This window comes from Rhizobium sp. 2MFCol3.1 (assembly GCF_000377565.1).
Taxonomy (GTDB): Bacteria; Pseudomonadota; Alphaproteobacteria; order Rhizobiales; family Rhizobiaceae; genus Rhizobium.
This window is the reverse complement of the sequence record NZ_KB898377.1, coordinates 1-22,876: the sequence shown is the minus strand read 5'-3', so window position 1 is coordinate 22,876 and position 22,876 is coordinate 1. Positions and strand designations below refer to the sequence as shown.

Annotated in this window: 19 protein-coding genes; 5 read left to right on the top strand and 14 right to left on the bottom strand. The window is 62.8% G+C overall.

Going from position 1 to position 22,876, the window contains the following annotated elements; translation table 11 throughout:
- Positions 1 to 2: 2 nt before the first annotated feature.
- From D460_RS0129365 to D460_RS0129315, 11 genes are all read right to left on the bottom strand, one after another.
- On the bottom strand, positions 3 to 827 hold the full coding sequence (locus tag D460_RS0129365) for an inositol monophosphatase family protein (RefSeq protein ID WP_018902191.1): 825 nt from the start codon (positions 825 to 827) through the stop codon (positions 3 to 5).
- Positions 828 to 924: 97 nt separating this feature from the next.
- Complete coding sequence (ttcA, locus tag D460_RS0129360; protein ID WP_018902190.1) at positions 925 to 1,818, bottom strand: tRNA 2-thiocytidine(32) synthetase TtcA; 894 nt, start codon at positions 1,816 to 1,818, stop codon at positions 925 to 927.
- A 70-nt stretch (positions 1,819 to 1,888) separates the two neighbouring features.
- The gene (locus D460_RS0129355) at positions 1,889 to 2,818 is read right to left on the bottom strand and encodes a glutaminase (RefSeq protein ID WP_018902189.1); all 930 of its coding nucleotides are present in this window, start codon (positions 2,816 to 2,818) and stop codon (positions 1,889 to 1,891) included.
- Positions 2,819 to 2,990: 172 nt separating this feature from the next.
- Positions 2,991 to 3,608: a 30S ribosomal protein S4 gene (gene rpsD, locus D460_RS0129350; protein WP_018902188.1), complete on the bottom strand. Its 618-nt coding sequence runs from the start codon at positions 3,606 to 3,608 to the stop codon at positions 2,991 to 2,993.
- Between the two features lie 333 nt (positions 3,609 to 3,941).
- Complete coding sequence (gene phoA / locus D460_RS0129345) at positions 3,942 to 5,402, bottom strand: alkaline phosphatase (protein ID WP_018902187.1); 1,461 nt, start codon at positions 5,400 to 5,402, stop codon at positions 3,942 to 3,944.
- A gap of 184 nt (positions 5,403 to 5,586) precedes the next feature.
- Entirely contained in the window at positions 5,587 to 7,104 is a 1,518-nt protein-coding gene (locus D460_RS0129340) for an ATP-binding protein (RefSeq protein ID WP_018902186.1), read from the bottom strand.
- 100 nt (positions 7,105 to 7,204) lie between these two features.
- On the bottom strand, positions 7,205 to 8,380 hold the full coding sequence (locus D460_RS0129335) for an MFS transporter (protein WP_018902185.1): 1,176 nt from the start codon (positions 8,378 to 8,380) through the stop codon (positions 7,205 to 7,207).
- A gap of 125 nt (positions 8,381 to 8,505) precedes the next feature.
- On the bottom strand, positions 8,506 to 9,309 hold the full coding sequence (gene murI, locus D460_RS0129330; protein ID WP_018902184.1) for a glutamate racemase: 804 nt from the start codon (positions 9,307 to 9,309) through the stop codon (positions 8,506 to 8,508).
- Positions 9,290 to 10,120 (bottom strand): RNA methyltransferase, encoded by an 831-nt coding sequence (locus tag D460_RS0129325; RefSeq protein ID WP_018902183.1) that lies wholly within the window; start codon positions 10,118 to 10,120, stop codon positions 9,290 to 9,292. The genes murI and D460_RS0129325 overlap by 20 nt, the downstream gene beginning before the upstream one ends.
- Positions 10,121 to 10,179: 59 nt before the next feature.
- Positions 10,180 to 12,147, bottom strand: coding sequence for an FUSC family protein (locus tag D460_RS0129320; RefSeq protein ID WP_018902182.1), 1,968 nt, complete (start codon positions 12,145 to 12,147; stop codon positions 10,180 to 10,182).
- A 108-nt stretch (positions 12,148 to 12,255) separates the two neighbouring features.
- A complete protein-coding gene (locus tag D460_RS0129315) occupies positions 12,256 to 12,786 on the bottom strand; it encodes a hypothetical protein (RefSeq protein WP_018902181.1) in 531 nt (176 codons plus the stop codon).
- 188 nt (positions 12,787 to 12,974) lie between these two features.
- Here D460_RS0129315 and D460_RS0129310 point away from each other — a divergent pair, with 188 nt between their 5' ends.
- The 3 genes from D460_RS0129310 (at position 12,975) to D460_RS0129300 (ending at position 15,439) form a co-directional block, all read left to right on the top strand.
- Positions 12,975 to 14,186 carry an NADP-dependent isocitrate dehydrogenase gene (locus D460_RS0129310; protein ID WP_018902180.1) on the top strand — a complete coding sequence of 404 codons (1,212 nt, stop codon included), beginning with the start codon at positions 12,975 to 12,977 and terminating at the stop codon, positions 14,184 to 14,186.
- An 80-nt stretch (positions 14,187 to 14,266) separates the two neighbouring features.
- Positions 14,267 to 14,713, top strand: a complete 447-nt coding sequence (locus D460_RS0129305; protein WP_018902179.1) for a GNAT family N-acetyltransferase — start codon at positions 14,267 to 14,269, stop codon at positions 14,711 to 14,713.
- A 96-nt stretch (positions 14,714 to 14,809) separates the two neighbouring features.
- Positions 14,810 to 15,439, top strand: a complete 630-nt coding sequence (locus tag D460_RS0129300) for a glutathione S-transferase family protein (protein ID WP_018902178.1) — start codon at positions 14,810 to 14,812, stop codon at positions 15,437 to 15,439.
- Positions 15,440 to 15,445: 6 nt separating this feature from the next.
- Here the strand turns inward: D460_RS0129300 and D460_RS0129295 are convergent, their stop codons facing one another.
- The 3 genes from D460_RS0129295 to recA form a co-directional block, all read right to left on the bottom strand.
- Positions 15,446 to 16,297, bottom strand: a complete 852-nt coding sequence (locus tag D460_RS0129295; RefSeq protein WP_018902177.1) for an AraC family transcriptional regulator — start codon at positions 16,295 to 16,297, stop codon at positions 15,446 to 15,448.
- A 137-nt stretch (positions 16,298 to 16,434) separates the two neighbouring features.
- Positions 16,435 to 19,095: an alanine--tRNA ligase gene (alaS, locus tag D460_RS0129290; RefSeq protein ID WP_018902176.1), complete on the bottom strand. Its 2,661-nt coding sequence runs from the start codon at positions 19,093 to 19,095 to the stop codon at positions 16,435 to 16,437.
- 156 nt (positions 19,096 to 19,251) lie between these two features.
- A complete protein-coding gene (recA, locus tag D460_RS0129285; RefSeq protein WP_026283682.1) occupies positions 19,252 to 20,328 on the bottom strand; it encodes a recombinase RecA in 1,077 nt (358 codons plus the stop codon).
- A gap of 240 nt (positions 20,329 to 20,568) precedes the next feature.
- On the opposite strand from recA, the gene D460_RS0129280 reads away from it, so the two are divergent.
- Together D460_RS0129280 and D460_RS0129275 are read left to right on the top strand one after the other, a co-directional pair.
- Complete coding sequence (locus tag D460_RS0129280) at positions 20,569 to 21,513, top strand: carbohydrate kinase family protein (protein WP_018902174.1); 945 nt, start codon at positions 20,569 to 20,571, stop codon at positions 21,511 to 21,513.
- A gap of 28 nt (positions 21,514 to 21,541) precedes the next feature.
- Entirely contained in the window at positions 21,542 to 22,468 is a 927-nt protein-coding gene (locus D460_RS0129275) for a pseudouridine-5'-phosphate glycosidase (protein ID WP_026283681.1), read from the top strand.
- Positions 22,469 to 22,876 lie beyond the last annotated feature (408 nt).

The window sequence follows — 22,876 nt, the reverse complement described above, 5'->3', positions numbered from 1 at the left end:
CCTTAAACGGTAAACACCTCGCGCCGCAGCAGCTCCCAGCTCTCCTTGTCCGGCGCGATCAGCAGGCCGCCATCCACATGCTGCGGCAGATAGGCCGAACCGTCGAAGCGCGCCGCGTAGCCGCCGGCTTCGACGCAGGCGAGCGTGCCGCCGAGGTGGTCCCAGGGCATCAGCTTGTTGTACATGAGGTAATGCACATGGCCGCCGGCGAACGCCCGGTGTTCGTGCGCGGCGCAGCGGTAGTTGCAGATGAAGCGGACCTTGGCGAGGTTGGCGAGCACTTCGGCGCGTTTGCCGGGCGCCAGGAAGCCCGTCGAGGCCATGCCGACCATCTGGTCGAGCGCGACAGGCTTGGCGACCGAGAGCCGTTCGGAGCTGCCATCTGGGCGCTTCAGCCATGCGCCGGCGCCCTTTTCGGCGATAACCCAGTCGTCGCCCATCGGATCGTAGATGATGCCGGCAATGCATTCGCCATTCGCGACCACCGAGGCCATGACACCGAAGGCGGGAATTCCCGAGGCGAAATTGAAGGTGCCGTCGACGGGATCGACGATGATCGACAGCGACGCATCCTTCAGCTTGCCAAGCAACGCGGGGTCGGCCGCGACGGATTCCTCACCGATGAACAGCGCTTCCGGCCACAGCGTCGCGACCTCGGCCTTGATCATCCGCTCGGCTTCAAGATCGGCTTCCGTCAACAGATCGGTCGCCTCCGTCTTGGCGCGCACGTCGTCGCTGCCCAGCCGGCGGAAGCGCGGCAATATTTCCGCCTTCGCCGCCCGCCGCAAGAGATCGGCAAGCGTGGTGACATCTATCTTGGAAACCATGGTTCATCCTTCCTGGCGTTGTGACATGCCGAAAGACTATGCCGCAATTTTGCGACAACGACATGTGTCAAAACAAGAGCTTACGCCCGCAACGAAATCAGGTTTTCGGCGCGGCATCACCTGCCATCAGGCCGGCGAAGTCGAAAAGCTTGGGATCGAGCAGATGCGACGGGTTCACATGCGAGAGCGCGCGCAACATCGTGTCCTTGCGGCCGGGCATGCGGCGCTCGATATCAGCGAGCATGTCCTTCATGGCATTGCGCTGCAGCCCGTCCTGCGAACCGCAGAGATCGCAAGGGATGATCGGAAACTGCATGGCGGCGGCGAATTTTGCCATGTCGTCCTCGGCGCAATAGGCCAGCGGCCGCAGCACCATCAGGTCGCCCTCGTCGTTTAGCAGCTTTGCCGGCATCGAGGCCAGGCGGCCGCCGTGGAAGAAGTTCATGAAGAAGGTTTCGAGAATATCCTCGCGGTGGTGGCCGAGCACCAGCGCGTCGCAGCCTTCCTCGCGGGCGATGCGATAGAGATTACCACGGCGCAGGCGCGAACAGAGCGAGCAGTAGGTGCCGCCAGCCGGGACCTTCTCCTTCACGATCGAATAGGTGTCGCGATACTCGATCCGGTGCTTGACGCCGATCTTCGCCAGATACTCCGGCAGGATATGCTTCGGAAAGTTCGGCTGACCCTGATCGAGATTGCAGGCGACGAGCTCGACCGGCAGCAGGCCGCGCCATTGCAGGTCGAGCAGCAGCGCCAACAAGCCGTAGGAATCCTTGCCGCCGGAAAGTCCGATCAGCCAGCGCTTCTGGCCCTTCAGCATGCCGAAATCGTCGAAGGCCTGGCGCACCTGGCGCAGCAGCCGCTTGCGCAGCTTGTTGAACGAGACGGAGCTTGGCGCATCGGCAAACAGCGCATGCGCGATCGCGCCCTCGGTCTCAGGCGTTTCAAGCTCATCCCCGATGCTTGGCGCGATATTGGCTGCGATATTCATTGTCTCATCCGTTCAGGCCCCAGGTCGAAACCAAACCCCGTCTAGCAGAAAGCCGCGCCACAACCCAGCATCAATCGCCGAAAACCGACCATCCCGTGCGCGCCGCCAGCATTTCCAGCGCAACGGCACCGAGCTGCGAATTGCCGACCTTGTTCAGCCCCGGCGACCAGACCGCGATCGAGGCGATACCCGGCGCCACCGCGAAGATGCCGCCGCCGACGCCGCTCTTGCCGGGCAGGCCGACGTGATAGGCGAAATCGCCAGATCCGTCGTAATGGCCGCAAGTCAGCATCAGCGCATTGATGCGGCGCGCGCGTTTGGGCGAGACGACCGAATGGCCGGTCATCGGGTTCGCACCACGGGCGGCGAGGAAGAGACCGGCGCGGGCCAGCTGCTCGCAGGTCATCGACAGCGCGCACTGGTGGAAATAGACGCCGAGCACATGCTCGACCGGATGATCGATGTTCTTGTAGGCGCGCATGAAATTGGCGAGTGCGAAATTACGGTAGCCCGTCTGAGTCTCGGATTTGGCGACCTTGTCGTCGATCGTCACGGTTTCATCATCGGCCAAATAGCGCACGAAGCGCAGGACTTCGCCGATCGCCTCGCGCGGCTCGTGTCCGGCAAGCACCACGTCGGCAACGGCAATCGCGCCGGCATTGATGAAGGGATTGCGGGGAATGCCGGCTTCCTGCTCGAGCTGGACGATCGAGTTGAAGGAGTTGCCTGACGGCTCGCGCCCGACCCGCTTCCACAGCCCTTCGCCGACCTTGCCGAGCGCGAGCGTCAGCATGAACACCTTGGAGATACTCTGGATCGAGAACGGCACGGCAGCATCGCCGACGCTATAGACCTTGCCATCGACAGTGACGACCGAAAGCCCGAACTGGGCGGGATCGATCTTGGCAAGCTCAGGAATATAGTCCGCGACCTTGCCCTCGCTGATGCGCGGCTGGAGTTCGGTGTAGATACTGTCGAGGATTGCCTGCAAATCCGTCATCACGACCCCTCTCAAGATAACAAAAAAGCCGCCCCGAGAGGCGGCTTTTCCGTATGCGAAAACGCCTCGCGCCTACTGCGCCGCGCGTCGGAGACGCGTGAAGAGCGCAGTAGCTCTTTAAGAGACGCATAAGCCTTTCCGGCAATCGAAATTCGATTGCCGGGGTTATGCGTTAACGCGAATAGAATTCGACCACCAGGTGCGGTTCCATGACAACAGCGTACGGTACGTCGCTGAGAGCCGGTACACGAGCGAAGGTAGCAACCATCTTGTTGTGGTCGACTTCGATGTACTCAGGAACGTCGCGTTCAGCCAGGCTGATAGCTTCGAGAACCGAAACCAGCTGCTTGGACTTCTGACGAACTTCGATGACGTCGCCGGCCTTGCAACGGTAGGAACCGATGTTGACGCGAACGCCGTTCACGGTCACGTGGCCGTGGTTGACGAACTGACGGGCAGCGAAGACGGTCGGAACGAACTTGGCGCGATAAACGATCGCATCCAGGCGGGATTCCAACAGACCGATGAGGTTTTCAGAAGTGTCGCCCTTGCGGCGAGCTGCTTCGGCGAAGATCGCGCGGAACTGCTTCTCGCGCAGGTCACCGTAGTAACCCTTGAGCTTCTGCTTGGCGCGCAGCTGCACACCGAAGTCCGAGAGCTTGCCCTTGCGGCGCTGGCCGTGCTGGCCCGGGCCGTATTCGCGGCGGTTCACCGGGGACTTAGGACGGCCCCAGATGTTTTCGCCCATACGGCGGTCAATTTTGTACTTGGACGATTCGCGCTTGCTCATCGTATTTCCTTTCAGAATGTTACGGCGGTCTGTTTCCAAACCGCTCGAAGGAAACACGCCCTCCTTTGGCCTCTTTGAGGGAGGCCCGACAGGATTTTCCGGTTACGCGAACTGGAAACTCCACGGGACATGTCAAATGAAACACGGGACATTGCTGCCCCGTGCTGGCGCGGTCTTTAGGGTGAAGTCACTGGAATGTCAATCACAATCCATGGCCACACCGGCAAAACCGTATGATCCCAAGTAAGCCGGAACGGATTGCTTCCGAGAAAGCCGGAACGGCTTGCTTCCAAGGAAGCCGGAACGGCTTACTTCCAAGAATGCCCGGCGGGCTTACTTCATCGCTGCCTTCTGGGCTTTCAGGCCGAGCGCGTCGCTGATCGTGTAAAACAGGTCGGTCTGGTCGGTCAAACCGCTGACGTTGGCCGCGCGCGGACCATAGGCGGCAATACGCAGCTGCGAGCCGGTGTGGCCTTGGTCGTCAACTTCGTCCGAGTTGCCGTAGCTGACCGCCATCACGGCGCCGTCCTTGGTCATCAGCGCTTCCGTCAGGCCCGGAGCCTTGGCGCTGGCGTCGATGATCTGGCTGGCATGGGCGTGGTCGGCGGTGACGATGACGAGCGTATCGCCCTTCTGCTCCGCAAACTTTAGCGCTTCCTGGACGGCTTCATCGAGATCGACGGTCTCGCCGATCTGGCCGCAAGGGTTGGCCGCATGGTCCTGCTTGTCGATCGAGGCGCCCTCAACCTGCAGGAAGAAGCCCTTCTCGTTGGTGCTCAGAAGCTCGATCGCCTTCGACGTCATCTGCGCCAGCGTCGGCGTGGCGGCCGTGCGCTTCTCGTTCGGCTTGCAGACGACAGGCTCCTTCTCGACATTGCCGTAGTGGCTCGCCTGCGGGCCCTGCCAGCGGATCGGCATGTTGCCCTCGGCGAAGAGACCGAGAACGGGTGCGCTGTCATTGGCCTGCTTGACGGCGGCAAGCTCGTCGGCATTCGTGACGATCTTGTAGCCGCGCTCTTCGGCCTGCTGGCGCAGCGTCTTGCCCTTCCATTCGCCGGCCTTCGCCGTCTCGCCGAAGCTCTTGGCGCCGCCGCCGAGCGTCACGTCGGCGCGGGCGTTGATCAGTTGCTCGGTGATCGAGCCCTTGCCACCGTTTTCGAGCGCATTGCTGGCGCACTTCTCGGTCGTCGCTTCAGGACCGTAGCACTTGCGCTGCGTCACATGAGCGATCTGCACGGCAGGCGTCGCGTCCTGCAGTTCGGCGGTCGAAACGTTGCCCGTTGCCAGACCGGCGGCCTTGGCCTTCTCCAGCAGCGTCTCGTGCGCCTCTTCGCGGATATCGACGCCGATCGCGCCGTTATAGCTCTTCACGCCCGTCGCCCATGCGGTGCCCGATGCGGCGGAGTCGGTCACATAGGTCGGCTTGCCGGTTTTCTTGTCGAGAGAATAATGAGTGTACTGGCCGGTGACGGGCAGCGCGTCGATGCCCTTGAAATACTGGCCGGCGCCGACGGCGTAGTTGCGCGCGATGGTGATTTCGGAATCACCCATGCCGTCGCCGATCAGAAGGATGACGTTCTTCGGGCGGCCGTCGACGATCGCGGCGCGGTAGGCTTCGGTGATGTCGCCGGAGATGCGGCGTGCGCCGCCGGGCGTGCTCAGGTCCTCGCTGGCGCCGCGCTCCATGAGCTTGGTCGCAGCCGCATCGGCGGCATGAACAGGCTGAATGGCAACGGTGGCAAGCAGCGCTGCTGCAAATGCTGTGATCGCACGGGAACGAGTGGAATTCGACATGGCCAACATCTCCTCTGGGCAAAAGGGACAAACTTGATGCCCACAAGGGGCACGTCGGCGTTATCTCCCCATGAGATGAACTCGATATGACAAAAGCAACCCTATCGTGTGCGAATGCCATCAGGAGACGAGAAAAGGCGGAAAACACGCCGATCGCCAGCAGCGAATAACGCGTGCCTGTGGATTACTCGGCCGCCGAGCGTACACCATCGACATCGGGCGCATTGGCATCGCCAGGCGCCGTCTGGCAGTTGATGTCAGGGAAGGCGACGATGCGCTTGCCGGAGAAATCGGTGTGGACGACCACCGTCCCCTGCTCCTCGAAATAACCGAGAAGACGCCGCGCGCGACGGGCAGAATGCGTGCCATAGGCGCGCGCGATGCGGGCGTCTGACGGGCAAGGCTCGCCGCAAACGGCCGCCTTGGCAAGCATCAGGAAGACGCCCTGCAGATCATCGGTCACGCCTGAGGACAGCGACAGCGCCGTCGCCCAGGCCTCCGTTCCGGCGGTCTCGGGATCGACGCCCGAGCGCGATACGGCGACGCGGCGGCGGAACTCCGGCAGCGACATCGGCGACCCCGGCACGCGGCGCATGCGAAGGCGCACGAGGAATTCCTGATAGAGCACCGAATCCGTGCGGAAGCCCGAACCCGGATCGTCGAGGATCTCGCTGAGCACGGCAGAGACGCGCTCCTCACGGTCTTCCGCCGACATCTCCGGCTGGCTGGCGCGGCCTTCGGCAGGCTGCGGCGCAGTGGCGGCTGGCGCGGAGCGTGAAAGCTCAGCCAGGATATCCGTGGTCGGGCGCGGTGCCGGTGCTGCGCGGCGCACGATCGGCCGCTGGAACTCTTCCGGATCCGGCGTGAAAATCAGGTCTTCGACATCCTGTGGAGAGTCCGGCAGCGGCATCAGCTTCGGGCTCGACGAACGCGCCGAGGTCTCGACATTGCCGATCTGGATCGGCAGCGGCCGGCGCGACAGAGCCGGACCGAGAGCAACGAAATTACCGCGCTTCAGGTCGCGGAACATTTCAGCCTGGCGGCGGTCCATGCCGAGCAGGTCGGCGGCGCGCGCCATGTCGATATCGAGGAAGGTGCGGCCCATCAAGAAGTTGGAGGCTTCGGCGGCGACGTTCTTGGCGAGCTTCGCCAGACGCTGCGTGGCGATGACGCCGGCCAGACCGCGCTTACGGCCACGGCACATCAGGTTGGTCATCGCGCCGAGCGACATCTTGCGCGCATCGTCCGAGACTTCGCCGGCCACCGACGGCGCAAACATCTGCGCTTCGTCGACGACGACAAGAACGGGATACCAGAACTCGCGGTCTGCATCGAACATGCCGTTGAGGAAGGCGGCGGCGGCGCGCATCTGCTGCTCGATCTCGAGCCCTTCGAGCGTAAGCACGCAGGAGACGCGGTGCTGGCGAATACGGTTGGCGATACCGGCGAGCTCCGCCTCGGTGCGCTCGCCATCGACGACCACATGACCGAACTTGTCGCTCAGCGTGACGAAATCGCCCTCAGGGTCGATGATGACCTGCTGCACCCATGGCGCGGATTGCTCGAGCAGGCGCCGCAAAAGGTGCGACTTGCCGGAGCCGGAATTGCCCTGAACAAGGAGACGGGTCGCCAGAAGCTCCTCGATATCGAGCGTGGCCGGATTGCCTCCCGACGCCGATCCCATATCGATACCAACCTGCAAGTCCCGTTCCCCTTCTGAAATCAACGCCACTCTTTAGCAGATTCGCGGCGGAATGCTCGGCCTACCGAACAAAACCCACAAGCAATCGCGTCTTTTCGAATCAGGCCGCCTTGTCCGCCACGACCGCGCTTGCATGGCTCTCGGCACGCGGGATCAGCATGCGGGTGAAGAGCAGGCTGATGGCAAGCGGAATGAGCAGGATGCCCAGCCCGACACGCAGCCCGAAGGCCTCGGCGACGAAACCGATCGCCGGAGGGCCGACGAGGAAGCCGCTGAGCGCGATAAAGGTGAGGATGGCGACGCTTGCGGCCGCCGGTCGGTCCGTCAGGCTGGCCGATGCCGTCACCGCCAGCGGGAAACCGACGGAGACGCCGACGCCGATCGCCGCGAAACCGATCAACGCCACCGCCGTGTTCGGAGCGAGCAGCACGATCACCATGCCGGCAAGCGACGCGCAGCCGCAGACCCGCGCGATGGCAACGGCGCCGAAGCGGCTCTTCATGTAATCGCCGCCGAAGCGCCCTGTTGCCACGAGGCAGGCGAAGACGGAGTAGCCGAGACCAGTCAGTGCGCCGGTTGCAAACAGCACGTCGCGCAGATAGACCGCCGACCAGTCGGCGATCGCACCCTCGGTCATGGTGATGCCGAAGGTGAAGGCGCAGATGCCGAGAAGGGCCGCGCTCGGCAGCTTGAACGGCGCGCTTTGCGCATGCGACGCCTCGGATGCTGGATCAGGCCCGAGCGGCAGCCGTACGCTGACGAGGAGCGCGATCGGCAGCACCAGCAGCGCGATCAGGGCGATCGACCAATTCGCCGGCAGATGCAGCGCTGCCGCCCCCACGCCAAGCAGGCTGCCCGCCATGATGCCGAGGCTCCAGAAGCCATGGCAGCGGCTCATGATCATGAGGCCGGTCGTCTTCTCCGCCCGGTCGGCCTCGACGTTGAGCCCAAGCTCAAGCGTCGAAAGTGTGACGCCGAGGATCATCAACGCGAAGAACAGCGTCGTGATATTGTCGGCGAAGGCCGGCAGGGACACGACCGCGAGAAAGGCGACGAAACCATAGATGATCGTCGCGCGCCCGCCGATTTTCGCAACCAGCCGGCCGGCGAAGGGCAAGGTCATCAGCGTGCCGATCGGCAGCCCGAGCAGCGCGATGGCGAGATCGGCCGGCCCCATGCCGAGCTTTGCCTGCACATCGGGAATGCGCGGCAGCCAGCTGCCGAAGGCGATCGGCTGCAGAAAGAAGATCAGCATCACAAGTCTTTGAAACGACATAAGACATTCCCCTGTTCGCGTCAGGGAGCCGAAGCCCGCGAACGATTCTCCATCTCAGAGCTTGCGATATCGGCATCGCGAAGGAAAGCGCCCACGGCGCGAAAGATCGCCACAATGGAACGATGTCACCGGACGGTGAGACCAAATCCCTGCATCAGCCGTTTCGTCGAAAAATCCGGATTGCCCGACGTGAAGACCGCGAAGTCGAAATTGTCGGGATGCACGGCATCGGCCACTTCGGGAACGAGGCTGCGCGCCCGCCGGGCAATCGCCTCGGCCGGATCGAGCCAGTCGACCGGCCACGGCGCCAGTCTCCGGAAGATGTTGGCCATGAACGGATAGTGCGTGCAGGCAAGCACGACGATATCCGTCTTCCTGCCGTCTTTCTCGACGAAGCACTGGGCGATTTCGTCCATGACCGCCTCGTCGGAGAGCGTATCGCCGCGGATATAGGCCTCCGCCATGCGGGCGAGATTTTCCGAGCCGACGAGGCGAACATGGCACTGCTGCGCGAAGGACTGGATGAGATCGCGGGTATAGGCGCGCTTGACGGTTCCGGGTGTCGCCAGCACCGAAACGAGGCCCGAGCGCGTCCGCTCCGCCGCCGGCTTGATCGCCGGCACGGTGCCGACGAAGGTCATGCCGGGGAATGCGGCGCGCAGATCGGCGCCGGCAAGCGTGAAGGCCGTGTTGCAGGCGATGATGCAGACTTCTGGGTCATGCTCGCGAAGCAGCTTCGCGAAGAGATCGATGATCCGCTCCCTCAGCGCCTGCTCTTCCCAGCCGCCATAGGGAAAGCCGGCATCGTCGGCGACATAGATGAAGCCGCGCTCTGGCATCAGCACGCGCGCCTCGCGCAGCACCGTCAGCCCGCCTATGCCTGAATCGAAGACCAGGACGGGTTTCAGCTCATGCGTCGCTGCTGTCATCTTCCTGATGTTCCTTGACGTCTGCGGGCGCCCGGCTTCCGCGCGGATATTTCCGCGAGAAACGGTCGAGGGAGGAGATCACGCCGCGCATCACGCTGATTTCCTGCTCCGTGAAGGCGCGGCGGGAAAGGACTGCCCGGAGATTGTCGATCATTTTCGGCTTTTTCGCGGGCGGATGGAAATAATTGCGCGAATCCAGCGCTTCTTCCAACTGGTCGTAGAGCCCGTGCAATTGTTCCTTCGTCGATGGCGTCTGCTCCATCGCCTGGAAGGGAACGCTGCCGAGATCCTCCATGCCCGATTTCATCCACTCGTAGGACATCAGGAGCACGGCCTGCGCGATGTTGAGCGAAGCGAAGGCGGGATTGACGGGGAAGGTCACGATCTCGTCGGCCAGCGCTACCTCTTCGTTCGACAGGCCCCAGCGCTCGCGCCCGAAAAGGATGCCGGTCCCCTCACCCGCCGTAAACCGCGCACGCAGCGTCTGAGCCGCCACCACGGGCGAACGCACCGGCTTGAAGCCGTCCCGCTCGCGCGCCGTCGTCGCATAGACGAAGTTGAGGTCGGCGATGGCCTCTTCCAACGTCTCGAACACCTTCGTGCCCTCGATCACATGGTCGGCCTTCGACGCGGCAGCCTGCGCCTTCTCGTTCGGCCATCCGTCGCGCGGATTGACGAGGCGCAGTTCGGAGAGCCCGAAATTCGCCATGGCCCGCGCCACCATCCCGATATTCTCGCCCATCTGCGGTTCGACCAGAATGATGACGGGACCTTCCGTCAGAAGAAGACGCTCGCTGTTCGTGCCTGCCATGAAGTCAAAATCCTTTTGCTAGGCGCGGAAATAGCCAAGACGGGCTGAAACGGCAAGGCTTATGCGTCCGGATACAGCCGCTCGAGCGTCAAGCCGATCATCTCAAGCCCCTGCCGCCAACCCTTGCTGGCATGCGGATGGTGGCGCGCGCTCGATATGGGGATCTTGCGATCGACAAAGAAACACTCCGAGCGGCGCGCCGATGCAGACGTGACGCGAGCGAGACTGGTTTCGATCAGTTGGCGCGCGTCGTCGCTGGTGATCGAAGCCTCCCGGTTCTTCGCCATCATCCGCGCCCAATAGGTGGCGGCGAGGAAGACGGCCAGCGTCTGCCGCACCTGTCCCGGCTTGGTGACAACCGACCATGACGAGCCGAGCGGCCGCGCCGTCGTCGCCAGATCCTTGTAGGCGGCGTCCAAGGTCTGTGAGAGGCCAATCAGCCTGTGTCGCGGTTCGCCGGCAGCGGTGGCCTTCAGCAGGGCGTCCAGCGCCGCGAACCACTTGTCGAGCACAAGATCGAGTGCGCCGCGGGTGCGCGCCGGAAAGACGACGAAGGCGACCAGCGTACCGACCGCCGCGCCGAGTGCGGTTTCCTCGACACGCAGCAGAAGCAGGTCGAGCGTCAGCGATCCGATCATCCCGTAAACGAGGCAAAGCGCGATCGAGACGAAGAATGTCATCGTCGCATAACTTGTCTGCAGGAAGTAGAAGGCGAGGAAAATGGACAGGCTCGTGATTGCGAGCGCTGGAGCCAGATGGCCGCTCAACAGCGTCGCAAGCAGAAGCCCGATGGCGATGCCGAACAGCGTCCCCACCGAACGTTGCAGCGCCTTCATCGCCGTATCGCCGCGCGAATTGGTGTTGGTGAAGACGAGGAAGGACGCGAGCACCGCCCAGAACCAGCGCTCGCGCGACAGACCGAGACCGAGCGTCATGGCGATCGCCGCGGCGACCGTGATCTGCAGCGCCGAGCGCATGAGTGGATTGCTCAACGAGAAATCCGGAAGCGATGCTTGAACCGGCGCCTCGGCCACGGCGGCGATATCGGCAAAGCCCGTGCGATTGCCCTCGTCGATGGTCTCGACAAGCTCAGCCCGCGCATTGCCGAGCCTGATCAGAGCGCGTCTAGCCTCTGCCGAGGGGCCCTCGTCATCCTCATGCGGCGGACGCACCGAATGCCCCTCGATGATCCGATGCACCAGTTCGAAGGGCGGCAGCGATTGCGAGCAGAGCATGATCGCGCCTTCGGCGGCCAGATGCGCGTCGAAGAGACGGATCGCCAGCTCGCCCGCCGGCTCGGTGCCGGGATCGAACACGCCGCTTGGAGGGCGCGGAATGAAGCTCTCCGCCATCAGCACCACGTCTTTCAGCCGCTCCTCCAGCTGATTGAGTTCCTGCCGGTCGGCATCCGAAACGTGCCCCTCCGCCGCCAGTGCCGCGATCTTGAAGAGGATCTGGTTGATCCGCCCCTGCACGCTCTCGAGCGAGCGTAAGAGATCGCGCCGCCAGTCGTCGGGCAGCACGACGGAGCGCACCGCATGCGCGATCAGCGAGGAGACGATCGGGCCGATCGCCACGAAAGGCAGCTCGGCAAGCGGCGGCTGGAAATAGGCGCCGAGGAAATACGACATGAAGGCGAACATGCCGATCGCATGGCCGCGCGGCCCGAAAACACGTGCGGACGCCGCAAGAAAGATGATCAGAAGAAAGGCGGCATCGGAGATCAGCCGGTGTCCTTCCAGCCCGGCCGCTATGACCACGACCACCAGACTGGCGGCGCAGCCGAGAAGCCGGGTCACCAGCTGCCGCCCGCCGCCCTTGTCGCGCACCGCGACGCCGCCCTCGATCGCCAGCACGATCCCAAGCCCATAGGAGGCAATCGGCAGCGGAAACAGCAGCGAATGGATGACCAGCAGAAGACCGAAAGAGAGCGCCACCGACTGCGTAACGCGCAGAGCCATCCTCAGCCGCGACAGAGCCGGATCGTTGGCAAGCAGCCAATCTCGGAAATCAAAACCGGAAAACAAAGAGTTCAGGCCCCGGAGCGGAGGAATGGTGTTTCACCGCTCACATATCGCCAAGGCTCTTAAAAGCAAATCAATCTTGCCGTCCAAAGCGTCCCGAGCGAGAGCTTGTTATTGTCCCTTGGCGATCTGCACCATGGTGTTCTTCAGCGAGTTCGCCGGCTGGCCCGGATCGCCTTCGGTAAACACGTCGTCGACGACAGCCTTGCCGCCCTCTTCCAGCACCTCGAAGCGCACGGTGGTCAGCGCCTGCTTGTCGTCGATCCCGTCCATGCAGGTCTGCTTCTTGAACGTCACCACCACTTCCGTCGCGCCGTTTTCGCCGGGCTTCGGCGTATAGGTCATGTCCTGCAGCGGGCATGCATCCTCGCCGTTGACGATGACATCGTAGTCGAAGGGCGAAACCCCATCCTCGTCGGCCGCCGGGTTCTGCATCGCGGCGCGGTACTTGGTGACGAAATCCTTGCTGTAGATCCGCGTCAGCCTGCTCTCGTCGAAGATGTCCTGCCAGTCCTCGTCGGCGCCCGACCAGTTCTTGGTCGTGGCTTCCATGATCTCCTTGACCGGCGCCGTCGCGTCAGCGGCGAATACCGTGGCGGTGAGGCCGAGCAAGGCGGCAAAGGCAAGTGAAATCGTCTTCATGATCAAATGTCCGAGGCAATGGTTTTGCGCGGAGACTAGCCATTTTCCGTGTCTTGGCAATGGCGCAAAAACACACAAATCTGCCCTGCTTGCGGCTTTGCACTCCGGGCGCACAATGCTATAGCCCACGGGATTTTATATCACCCACCAGGGACGCATGTCCCTCAAAAGCTTAACGAGGCAGATACATGAAGAAGATCAAGGTCGCCAACCCCGTCGCCGATCTCGACGGCGATGAAATGACGCGCATCATCTGGCAGCTTATCAAGGACAAGCTGATCCATCCGTATCTCGACCTCGACATCGACTATTTCGACCTCTCCGTCGAAAACCGCGACGCCACCAACGACCAGGTGACCATCGACGCCGCCAACGCCATCAAGAAGCACGGCGTCGGCATCAAGTGCGCGACGATCACGCCGGATGAAGACCGCGTCAAGGAATTCAACCTCAAGCAGATGTGGAAGAGCCCGAACGGCACGATCCGCAACATCCTCGGCGGCGTCATCTTCCGCGAGCCGATCATCTGCCAGAACGTGCCGCGCCTCGTTCCCGGCTGGACCAAGCCGATCGTCGTCGGCCGCCACGCTTTCGGCGACCAGTACCGCGCCACCGATTTCAAGTTCCCGGGCAAGGGCAAGCTGACCATCAAGTTCGTCGGTGAAGACGGCCAGGTCATTGAGAAGGAAGTGTTCGACGCTCCTGGCGCCGGCGTTGCCATGGCCATGTATAACCTCGATGAGTCGATCCGCGAATTCGCCCGCGCCTCGATGATGTACGGCCTGATGCGCAAGTGGCCGGTTTATCTGTCGACCAAGAACACCATCCTCAAGGCCTATGACGGCCGCTTCAAGGACATCTTCCAGGAAGTCTACGAGGCTGAATTCCAGGATCAGTTCAAGGAAATCGGCATCACCTACGAGCACCGCCTGATCGACGACATGGTCGCATCCGCTCTGAAGTGGTCCGGCGGCTACGTCTGGGCCTGCAAGAACTATGACGGCGACGTTCAGTCCGACACGGTTGCCCAGGGCTTCGGTTCGCTCGGCCTGATGACCTCCGTTCTCCTCACCCCCGATGGCAAGACCGTCGAGGCCGAAGCCGCTCACGGCACAGTGACGCGTCACTACCGCCAGCACCAGAAGGGCCAGGAAACCTCGACGAACTCGATCGCTTCGATCTTCGCCTGGACCCGTGGCCTCGCGCACCGCGCCAAGCTCGACGACAACGCCGAACTGGCGAAGTTCGCGGCCACACTCGAAAAGGTCTGCGTCGACACGGTTGAAGCCGGCTTCATGACCAAGGATCTGGCGCTGCTGATCGGCCCGGATCAGCCTTGGCTCTCGACCACGGCTTTCCTCGACAAGATCGACGAAAACCTGCAGAAGGCCATGGCATAAGCCATCTGGAATATGCGAACGATGCGGCGGGGTTTTCCCCGCCGTTTTCGTTTCAGGGACATCAGGAGGGGAATAACAAGATGACCACGACCATCCGCCCGCTAAAGGCATCGGACCGCAGCGCCTGGGAGCCGCTATGGGCAGGCTATCAGCGCTTCTACGAAGTCGCGATCCACGAGGAGACGACGGACCTGACCTGGGGCCGCTTCCATGATCCCGCGGAGCCGATGCACGCACTCGGCGCCTTCGATGAAGACAGCAGGCTGGTTGGCATCGTGCACGCGATCTTTCACCGCTCCACCTGGCTTCCCAAATGGACCTGCTACCTGCAGGATCTCTATGTCGACGACAGCCAGCGGGGGCTCGGAACCGGCGCGGCATTGATCGAGGCCGTCGCCGATCTTGCGCGCGAGCATGGCGCCGGCCGGCTCTACTGGATGACCCACGAGACCAACGCCACGGCCCGCAAGCTTTACGACCGGATCGCCGAGCGCTCCGGTTTCATCCAGTATCGCAAGGCGCTCTGACCGGCGCCGCTACTGCCAAAATCTGACATCGCCATGCCATAGACGTTGCCTCGCCGCTGACCCGCGCCAGTTATCAAGCGAAACGAGGAGAACACCATGGCCGACGAACTGATCTTCTACACCAACCCGATGTCGCGCGGACGGATCGCCCGCTGGATGTTGGAGGAAACCGGCGCCCCCTACACGACCGAGATCCTCGGCTTCGAAAGCAGCATGAAGGCGCCGGATTATCTTGCCATCAACCCGATGGGCAAGGTGCCGGCGATCCGCCACGGCAAGACTGTCGTCACCGAATGCGCCGCCATCTGCGCCTATCTGGCCGAAGCCTTTCCGGAAGCAGGCCTTGCGCCGACAGCCGAAGAGCGCGGCAGTTATTATCGCTGGATGTTCTTCGCCGCCGGACCGCTGGAAGCAGCCACCACCAACCGCGCCCTCGGCTTCCACACGCCTGCCGACAAGAGCCGGATGGCGGGCTATGGCAGCTATGCCGACGTGATGGACACGCTCGAAAAGGCCGTCAGCGCCTCGCCCTATATCGCCGGCAACCGGTTTACAGCCGCCGACGTCTATGTCGGCTCCCATGTCGGCTGGGGCCTCGGCTTCGGCACCTTCGAGAAGCGCCAGGCCTTTGCCGATTACGTCGCCCGCGTCACCGACCGCGCCGCCTACAAGCGGGCGAACGCGATCGACGACGAAGCCACCAAGGCGCTGCAGAAAAGCGCCTGATCAGGCTCAGATGAGCGGCATGTAGATCTCGGTGACCAACTCCGTCGGCGGCACGTCGCGCGGATTGTTGAGATAGTCCTCGAACATCAGCCCGTCGCGCAACTGCCGGCCCGAGGTCGGCAGCCATTCGGAAAACAGCCACTGATAGGCCTTGTGCATATCGGCATAGGGCCCCTTGTGGCTGAGCACCGCATACTCCCCGCCGTCGAGCGTGATGGGCTCGAGCGGTGCTTCGACCGCCATCTCGCCTTCGACCGAGACGCAGGCGATGGAGCGAAGCTCATCGGCCGGCACGAGATCGGGATCGTCGAAATAGACGCCGATCATCCGCATATCGGGCTTTGCCAGCCCGCGCGCGTGGAGCGTGCCGAAGAGAACCTCGAACGCCTTGCTGATCTGCATATAGGAGCCCTTATGGCGCACGCCGACAAGCGCGATCGGCTCGATCTTCCGTAAGGTAACGTTGAACATGGCTTTGGTCCTTCCGTTAGGTGAGGGTTGGAACTCCGTGTGGCTTCCCTCTTTCCGATAACGGGCCGGCGGCATGCCGTAGACCGATTTGAAAATGCGGTTGAAAGACTGGAGGTTGGGATAGCCGGATCGCCTGGCAATCTCCCCGATACCGAGATCCGAACGGACGATATCGCCCGCCGCTCGATGCAATCGCAGCCGCTTGACGGTCGCCGCCAGCGTCTCTCCATGAACCGCGCGATAGATCCGGTGCCAGTGATAGCTCGACATGCAGGCGATCTCGGCGAGCTTGTCCATATCCAGCTCTTCGTCGAGATGATCATGGATATAGGCCGAAACCCGCCTCAGGCGGCTTTCGTATAGTGCCCATGCCGTGGTGCCGTTCATGTCGAAACCTCATGCCAGTTGACCGGCTGCAGACAAACATAACGCGATTTGACAAATCCTGCTGAATTGCCGGCGCAAAAGAAAAAGGCGGGCACTCGAAGCACCCGCCTTTCGCAATTCAATCAAGAACCGGCCGTTCAGCCGGCCAGCGCAGCCGCCACGGCCTCGAGCGCCTCGTCAGCCTTCGATCCATCCGGACCGCCGGCCTGCGCCATGTCGGGACGGCCGCCACCACCCTTGCCGCCGAGAGCGGCAGAGGCGATGCGGACCAGATCGACGGCGCTGAAGCGGCCGACGAGATCAGCAGTGACCGCGACCACGGCGCTGGCCTTGCCGTCTTCGGAGACGCCGATCAGCGTCACGACGCCGGAGCCGAGGCTGGCCTTGCCGTCGTCGGCGAGACCCTTGAGATCCTTCGGATCGACACCGGAAATGGCCTTGCCGAGGAACTTGACGCCGGCGATGTCACGCACGGCCTCTTCCGAGGCACCCTGCCCGCCACCCATGGCGAGCTTGCGCTTGGCGTCCGCCAGTTCCTTCTCAAGCTTGCGGCGCTCGTCCATCAGCGCCTCGACGCGCGTCAGCACGTCGGCCGGCTGTACCTTGAGCGAAGTCGCAAGCGCCTTCACGCGCTCGTCCTGCTCGGCGAGATAGGCGCGGGCCGCTTCGCCGGTGACGGCTTCCAGACGGCGAACGCCGGAGCTGACAGCGCTGTCGCCGAGAATGCGCACGAGACCGATGTCACCGGTCGCGGACACATGCGTGCCGCCGCAAAGTTCGATCGAGTAAGGCTTGCCCGTCTTCGCCCCATGCAGCCCCTGGCCCATGGAGACGACGCGAACCTCGTCGCCGTATTTTTCGCCGAACAGCGCCATCGCGCCCTCGGCGCGGGCGTCGTCGACGCTCATCAGGCGGGTCGTGACCGGCGAATTCTGCAGAATGATCTCGTTGGCCATATCCTCGACCACCTTGAGCTCTTCCGCCGTCATCGGCTTCGGATGCGAGACGTCGAAGCGCAGGCGATCCGGCGTGACCAGCGAGCCCTTCTGGGCGACATGGGTGCCGAGCACCTCGCGCAGCGCCTCATGCAGCAGGTGGGTCGCCGAGTGGTTGGCGCGGATATGCGAACGGCGGGCGTGATCGACCGTCAATGCCACGGCATCGCCGGCCTTGACCGAGCCGTCCACGACGGTGCCCGTGTGCACGAACAGGCCCTCGCCGCGCTTTTGCGTATCTGATATTTCGATCTTGGCGTTATCGGACGAAATGACGCCCGCATCGCCCATCTGGCCACCGGATTCACCGTAGAACGGCGTCTGGTTGACGACGATCTGCACCTTGTCGCCCTTGGCAGCTTCGCCGACAGAGGCACCGTCCTTGACGATCGCCTGGACCACGCCTTCGGCGGTCTCGGTGTCGTAGCCGAGGAATTCGGTGGCGCCGTGCTTGTCGCGCAGCTCGAACCAGATCGTCTCGGTCGCCTTGTCGCCGGAGCCTGCCCAATGCGAGCGTGCCTCGGCCTTCTGGCGCTCCATGGCGTCGGTGAAGCCGGCGAGATCGACGTTGATTTCGCGGGCACGCAGCGCGTCCTGCGTCAGGTCGAGCGGGAAGCCGTAGGTGTCGTAGAGCTTGAAGGCGGTCTCGCCGTCGAGCATGTCGCCCTTGCCGAGCGTCGTCGTGGCATCCGACAGAAGCGACAGGCCGCGCTTCAGCGTCGTGCGGAACTTGGTCTCTTCGAGCTTCAGCGTCTCGGTGATCAAGGCTTCCGCGCGCACCAGTTCCGGATAGGCGCGGCCCATCTGCTGGATCAGGGCCGGGAGCAGCTTCCACATCAGCGGCTCGCGGGCGCCGAGCAGTTCGGCATGGCGCATGGCGCGGCGCATGATGCGGCGAAGAACATAGCCTCGGCCTTCGGCGGATGGCAGAACGCCGTCCGCGATCAGGAAGGCGGACGAGCGCAGGTGATCGGCGATGACGCGATGGCTGGCGCGCTGCTCACCCTCGGCCTTGACGCCGGTTGCTTCCTCGGATGCCGAGATCAGCGCGCGGAACAGGTCGATGTCGTAATTGTCGTGCTTGCCCTGCAACAGGGCTGCGATACGCTCGAGACCCATGCCGGTGTCGATCGACGGACGCGGCAGGTCGACGCGCTCTTCCTTGGTGATCTGCTCGTACTGCATGAAAACGAGGTTCCAGATCTCGATGAAGCGATCACCGTCTTCTTCCGGCGAGCCGGGAGGGCCGCCCCAGATGTGATCGCCGTGATCGTAGAATATCTCGGAACAGGGACCGCAGGGGCCGGTGTCACCCATCGCCCAGAAATTGTCGCTGGTCGGGATGCGGATGATCTTGTCGTCGGAGAGGCCGGCGATCTTCTTCCAGAGATTAAAGGCCTCGTCGTCGGTGTGATAGACGGTGACCAAAAGGCGCTTGGCGTCGATGCCGAATTCCTTGGTGATCAGCGTCCAGGCATGCTCGATCGCCTGCTCCTTGAAGTAGTCGCCGAAGGAGAAATTGCCGAGCATTTCGAAGAAGGTATGGTGGCGCGCGGTATAGCCGACATTGTCGAGGTCGTTGTGCTTGCCGCCGGCGCGCACGCACTTCTGCGCGGTCGACGCCGTCTTGTAGGGGCGCTGCTCGAGACCGGTGAAAACGTTCTTGAACTGCACCATGCCGGCGTTCGTGAACATCAGCGTCGGGTCGTTGCGCGGCACCAGCGGGCTCGATGAAACGATCTCGTGGCCGTTCTTCTTGAAGTAGTCGAGGAAGGTCGACCGGATTTCGTTCACACCGCTCATGCTATGCCCTTCAGTGCTGCCCAAGGCAGGTCAAATCTTAAAAATTCAGTGGCTTTTATCGCTGACGTTAACCACTGTCCAGCAGACAAACAAAACCGGCTGCATTCTGATCAAGGAATGCAGCCGGCTTTGAACTATTCAGTCGTGGATCGAGGCTTATTCGCCGTCGGAATCGTTGGCGTCGGGACCGCCATTCTGCAGCTGATCGGCGATCAGGCCGGCGTTCTGGCGGATCGAGGTTTCGATCTCGCGCATCAGCTCGGGATTGTCGCGCAGGAACGTCTTGGCGTTCTCGCGGCCCTGGCCGAGACGCTGGCTGTTATAGGAGAACCAGGCCCCCGACTTCTCGACGATCCCGGCCTTGACGCCGAGGTCGACCAGCTCGCCGGTCTTCGACACGCCTTCGCCATACATGATGTCGAATTCGACCTGCTTGAAGGGAGGCGCCATCTTGTTCTTGACGACCTTGACGCGCGTCTGGTTGCCGATCACCTCTTCGCGCTCCTTGACGGCGCCGATGCGGCGGATGTCGAGGCGAACCGAGGCGTAGAACTTCAGCGCGTTACCACCCGTCGTCGTTTCCGGCGAACCGAACATGACGCCGATCTTCATGCGGATCTGGTTGATGAAGATGACCATGGTCTTCGACTTCGAGATCGAGGCCGTCAGCTTGCGCAGCGCCTGGCTCATCAGTCGCGCCTGCAGACCAGGAAGGCTGTCGCCCATTTCGCCTTCGATTTCGGCCCGCGGCGTCAGTGCCGCGACCGAGTCGACGACCAGCACGTCGACGGCGCCGGAGCGCACCAGCGTGTCGGTGATTTCGAGTGCCTGCTCGCCCGTATCCGGCTGCGAGATCAGGAGGTTGTGCAGATCGACGCCCAGCTTGCGGGCATAGACGGGATCGAGCGCGTGTTCAGCGTCGACGAAGGCGCAGATGCCGCCCTTCTTCTGGGCTTCCGCGATCGTCTGCAGCGCCAGTGTCGTCTTACCCGAGCTTTCCGGCCCGTAAACCTCGATGATACGTCCCTTCGGAAGACCGCCGATCCCGAGTGCGATATCCAGTCCGAGAGAGCCCGTCGAAACGGTCTCGATCTCGACCACGCCCTCGTTCGAGCCGAGCTTCATGATAGAGCCCTTGCCGAACGACCGCTCGATCTGTGAGAGTGCCGCTTCAAGTGCCTTGCTTTTGTCCACCGATTTGTCCTCTACAAGCCGCAATGTATTCTGTGACATTCGATCCACCTTTAGGTTATTGAAGCCGCTCAAGCAATGTCGCCGCCGATGTCGATTTTGTACCGCATTTGTTCTCATTACGCAAGTGCCGTTCAAAGCATTGAAAGAAAGAGGTAAAACGGCCTGTGTTCTACATTTGTTTTATCCATGCAAAGCAAGAGCTTACAGCACCTGGACGGCGGCTGACCGCGCTTCCGGAGGCCGCACGATTCGCACATGACGGCATTTCGGAGCGATGAGATGAGCAAGAAGATTCTCGTGCTTGGCGGCGCCCATGTCGATCGCCGCGGCCGCATATCGGGCGCGACGGCAGATGGCGCCAGTAACCCCGGCTCCTGGTTCGAGGAGGCCGGCGGCGGCGGCTTCAACGCGGCCCGCAACCTCGCCCGCCTCGGCTTCGACGTCACCATGATCTCGCCACGCGGCGGCGACCCGACTGGAGAGATGGTGAGCGAAGCCGCCGATCTCGCCGGCGTCAACGACCGCCCCTTCATCTTCCTCGACCGCAAGACGCCGAGCTATACCGCCATCATCGAGCGCGACGGCAATCTGGTGATCGCGCTGGCCGACATGGATCTCTACCGCATGTTCGTGCCGCGCCGCCTGTCGATCCGCTCGGTGCGCGACGCGTTTTCGGCGACCGACATGATCCTCTTCGATGCCAACCTGCCGGAGGAGACGCTGGTCTCGATCACCGCTCGCGCCAAGACGCTCGGCAAGCCGGTCGCGGCGATCGCCATCTCGCCGGCAAAGGCTGTGAAGCTGAAGGCCTGCATTGATGGCATCGACTATCTCTTCCTGAACGAAGCCGAGGCCACCGCGCTGACCGGCGAGCGGCCCGAAAACCCCGTCCACTGGCCGTCACTGCTCGGCGATATCGGTCTCAGGGGCGGTGTCGTCACCCGGGGACAGCGCGAGCTGATCGCCTTTTCCGCCGGCCACGTGGCGGCGCTGCAGCCGGCCAATGTCGAGCATGTGTCCGACGTGACCGGTGCGGGCGATTCTCTCGCCTCGGGCGTTATCGGAGCACTTTTGCGCGGACTACCGATGAGCGAGGCCATCCGCGAGGGGGCCGCTGCGGCAGCGCTGACGGTCCAGTCGCCCAATGCGGTCAACGAAAATCTTTCCGCCGATCTGCTGAAACAGGCTCTGGCTCTTGTCCCGCCGGCGAGAATTCTGCATTGAAACCCAATCAGACGAAATGGAAGATCCGATGACGAACACTCTCTCCTCCAAGCTGCCGATCACCTATTCCAAGGAAGTGGCGAGCGCCAAGCAGCGTGGCGCGCCGATCGTGGCGCTCGAATCGACGATCATCACCCACGGCATGCCCTACCCCGGGAATATCGAGATGGCCCGCAGTGTCGAATCGATCATCCGTGAGCAGGGTGCCGTCCCCGCAACCATCGCCGTCATCCACGGCACGCTCCACATCGGCCTTGAAGCCGAAGAGCTCGAGCAGCTGGCCAAGGCCAAGGATGTGCTGAAAGTCTCGCGCGCCGACCTCGCCTTCGCCATCGCCGAGCGCCGCCATGGCGCCACCACGGTCGCCGCCACGATGATCGCCGCCGAACGCGCCGGCATCAAGGTCTTCGCCACCGGCGGCATCGGCGGCGTGCATCGCGGTGCGGAAGAGAGCTTCGACATCTCCGCCGACCTCGAAGAACTCGCCCGCACCGGCGTCATCGTCGTCTGCGCCGGCGCCAAGGCGATCCTCGACGTGCCGAAGACGCTGGAAGTGCTGGAAACTGCTGGCGTTCCCGTTGTCACCTACGAGAGCGAAGAATTCCCGGCCTTCTGGTCGCGTTCTTCCGGCCTGCGCAGCCCGCTGACGCTGAACAGCCCGGCGGCCATCGCCAATTTCCAGACGGTGCGCGAACAGCTCGGCATCGACGGCGGCATGCTGATCGCCAACCCGGTGCCCGAGGCCGACGAGATTCCGGCCGAAGAAATGGAAATCTACATCCAGCGCGCGCTCGACAGCGCCGAACGCGACGAGATCTCCGGCAAGGCGGTCACGCCCTATCTGCTGAGCACCATCTTCGACCTGACCGATGGCCAGAGCCTGAAGACCAATATCGCACTGGTGGAAAACAACGCGCGGCTTGCCGGCGAGATCGCGGTTGCGCTCAACGCCTGAAGATAAACGACCGGGGGCGGCGCCAGGCTGCCCTCTTCCTCTGCTACATCTTTCTTTGGTGCGGTCACGCGTCTCGTGAACCTTGTACCGCGCAGCCCCCTCATCCGCCCTTCGGGCACCTTCTTGGATGATCAAAATATGAGATAGTTGTTTCTGCCGGGCGGGTGGCCACCCGCCCGGCAGCTGGTTGTCGGATCGTCACCTTCTCAGCCATTCGGGGCTGTGGGGAGCAGGATCGCAACCGGCTCTTCATCAGGCCCGTGTGGTTGCAGGAACCTTGGGGTTCGTATCCAAGACAGGGACGACGAAGATGACCGATAATAGCATGATCTGTGCCGGAATCGATGTCGGCAAAAGCCATCTCGACATCGCCATCCATCCCGGTGACGCGCGGCTGCGGGTCGCCTA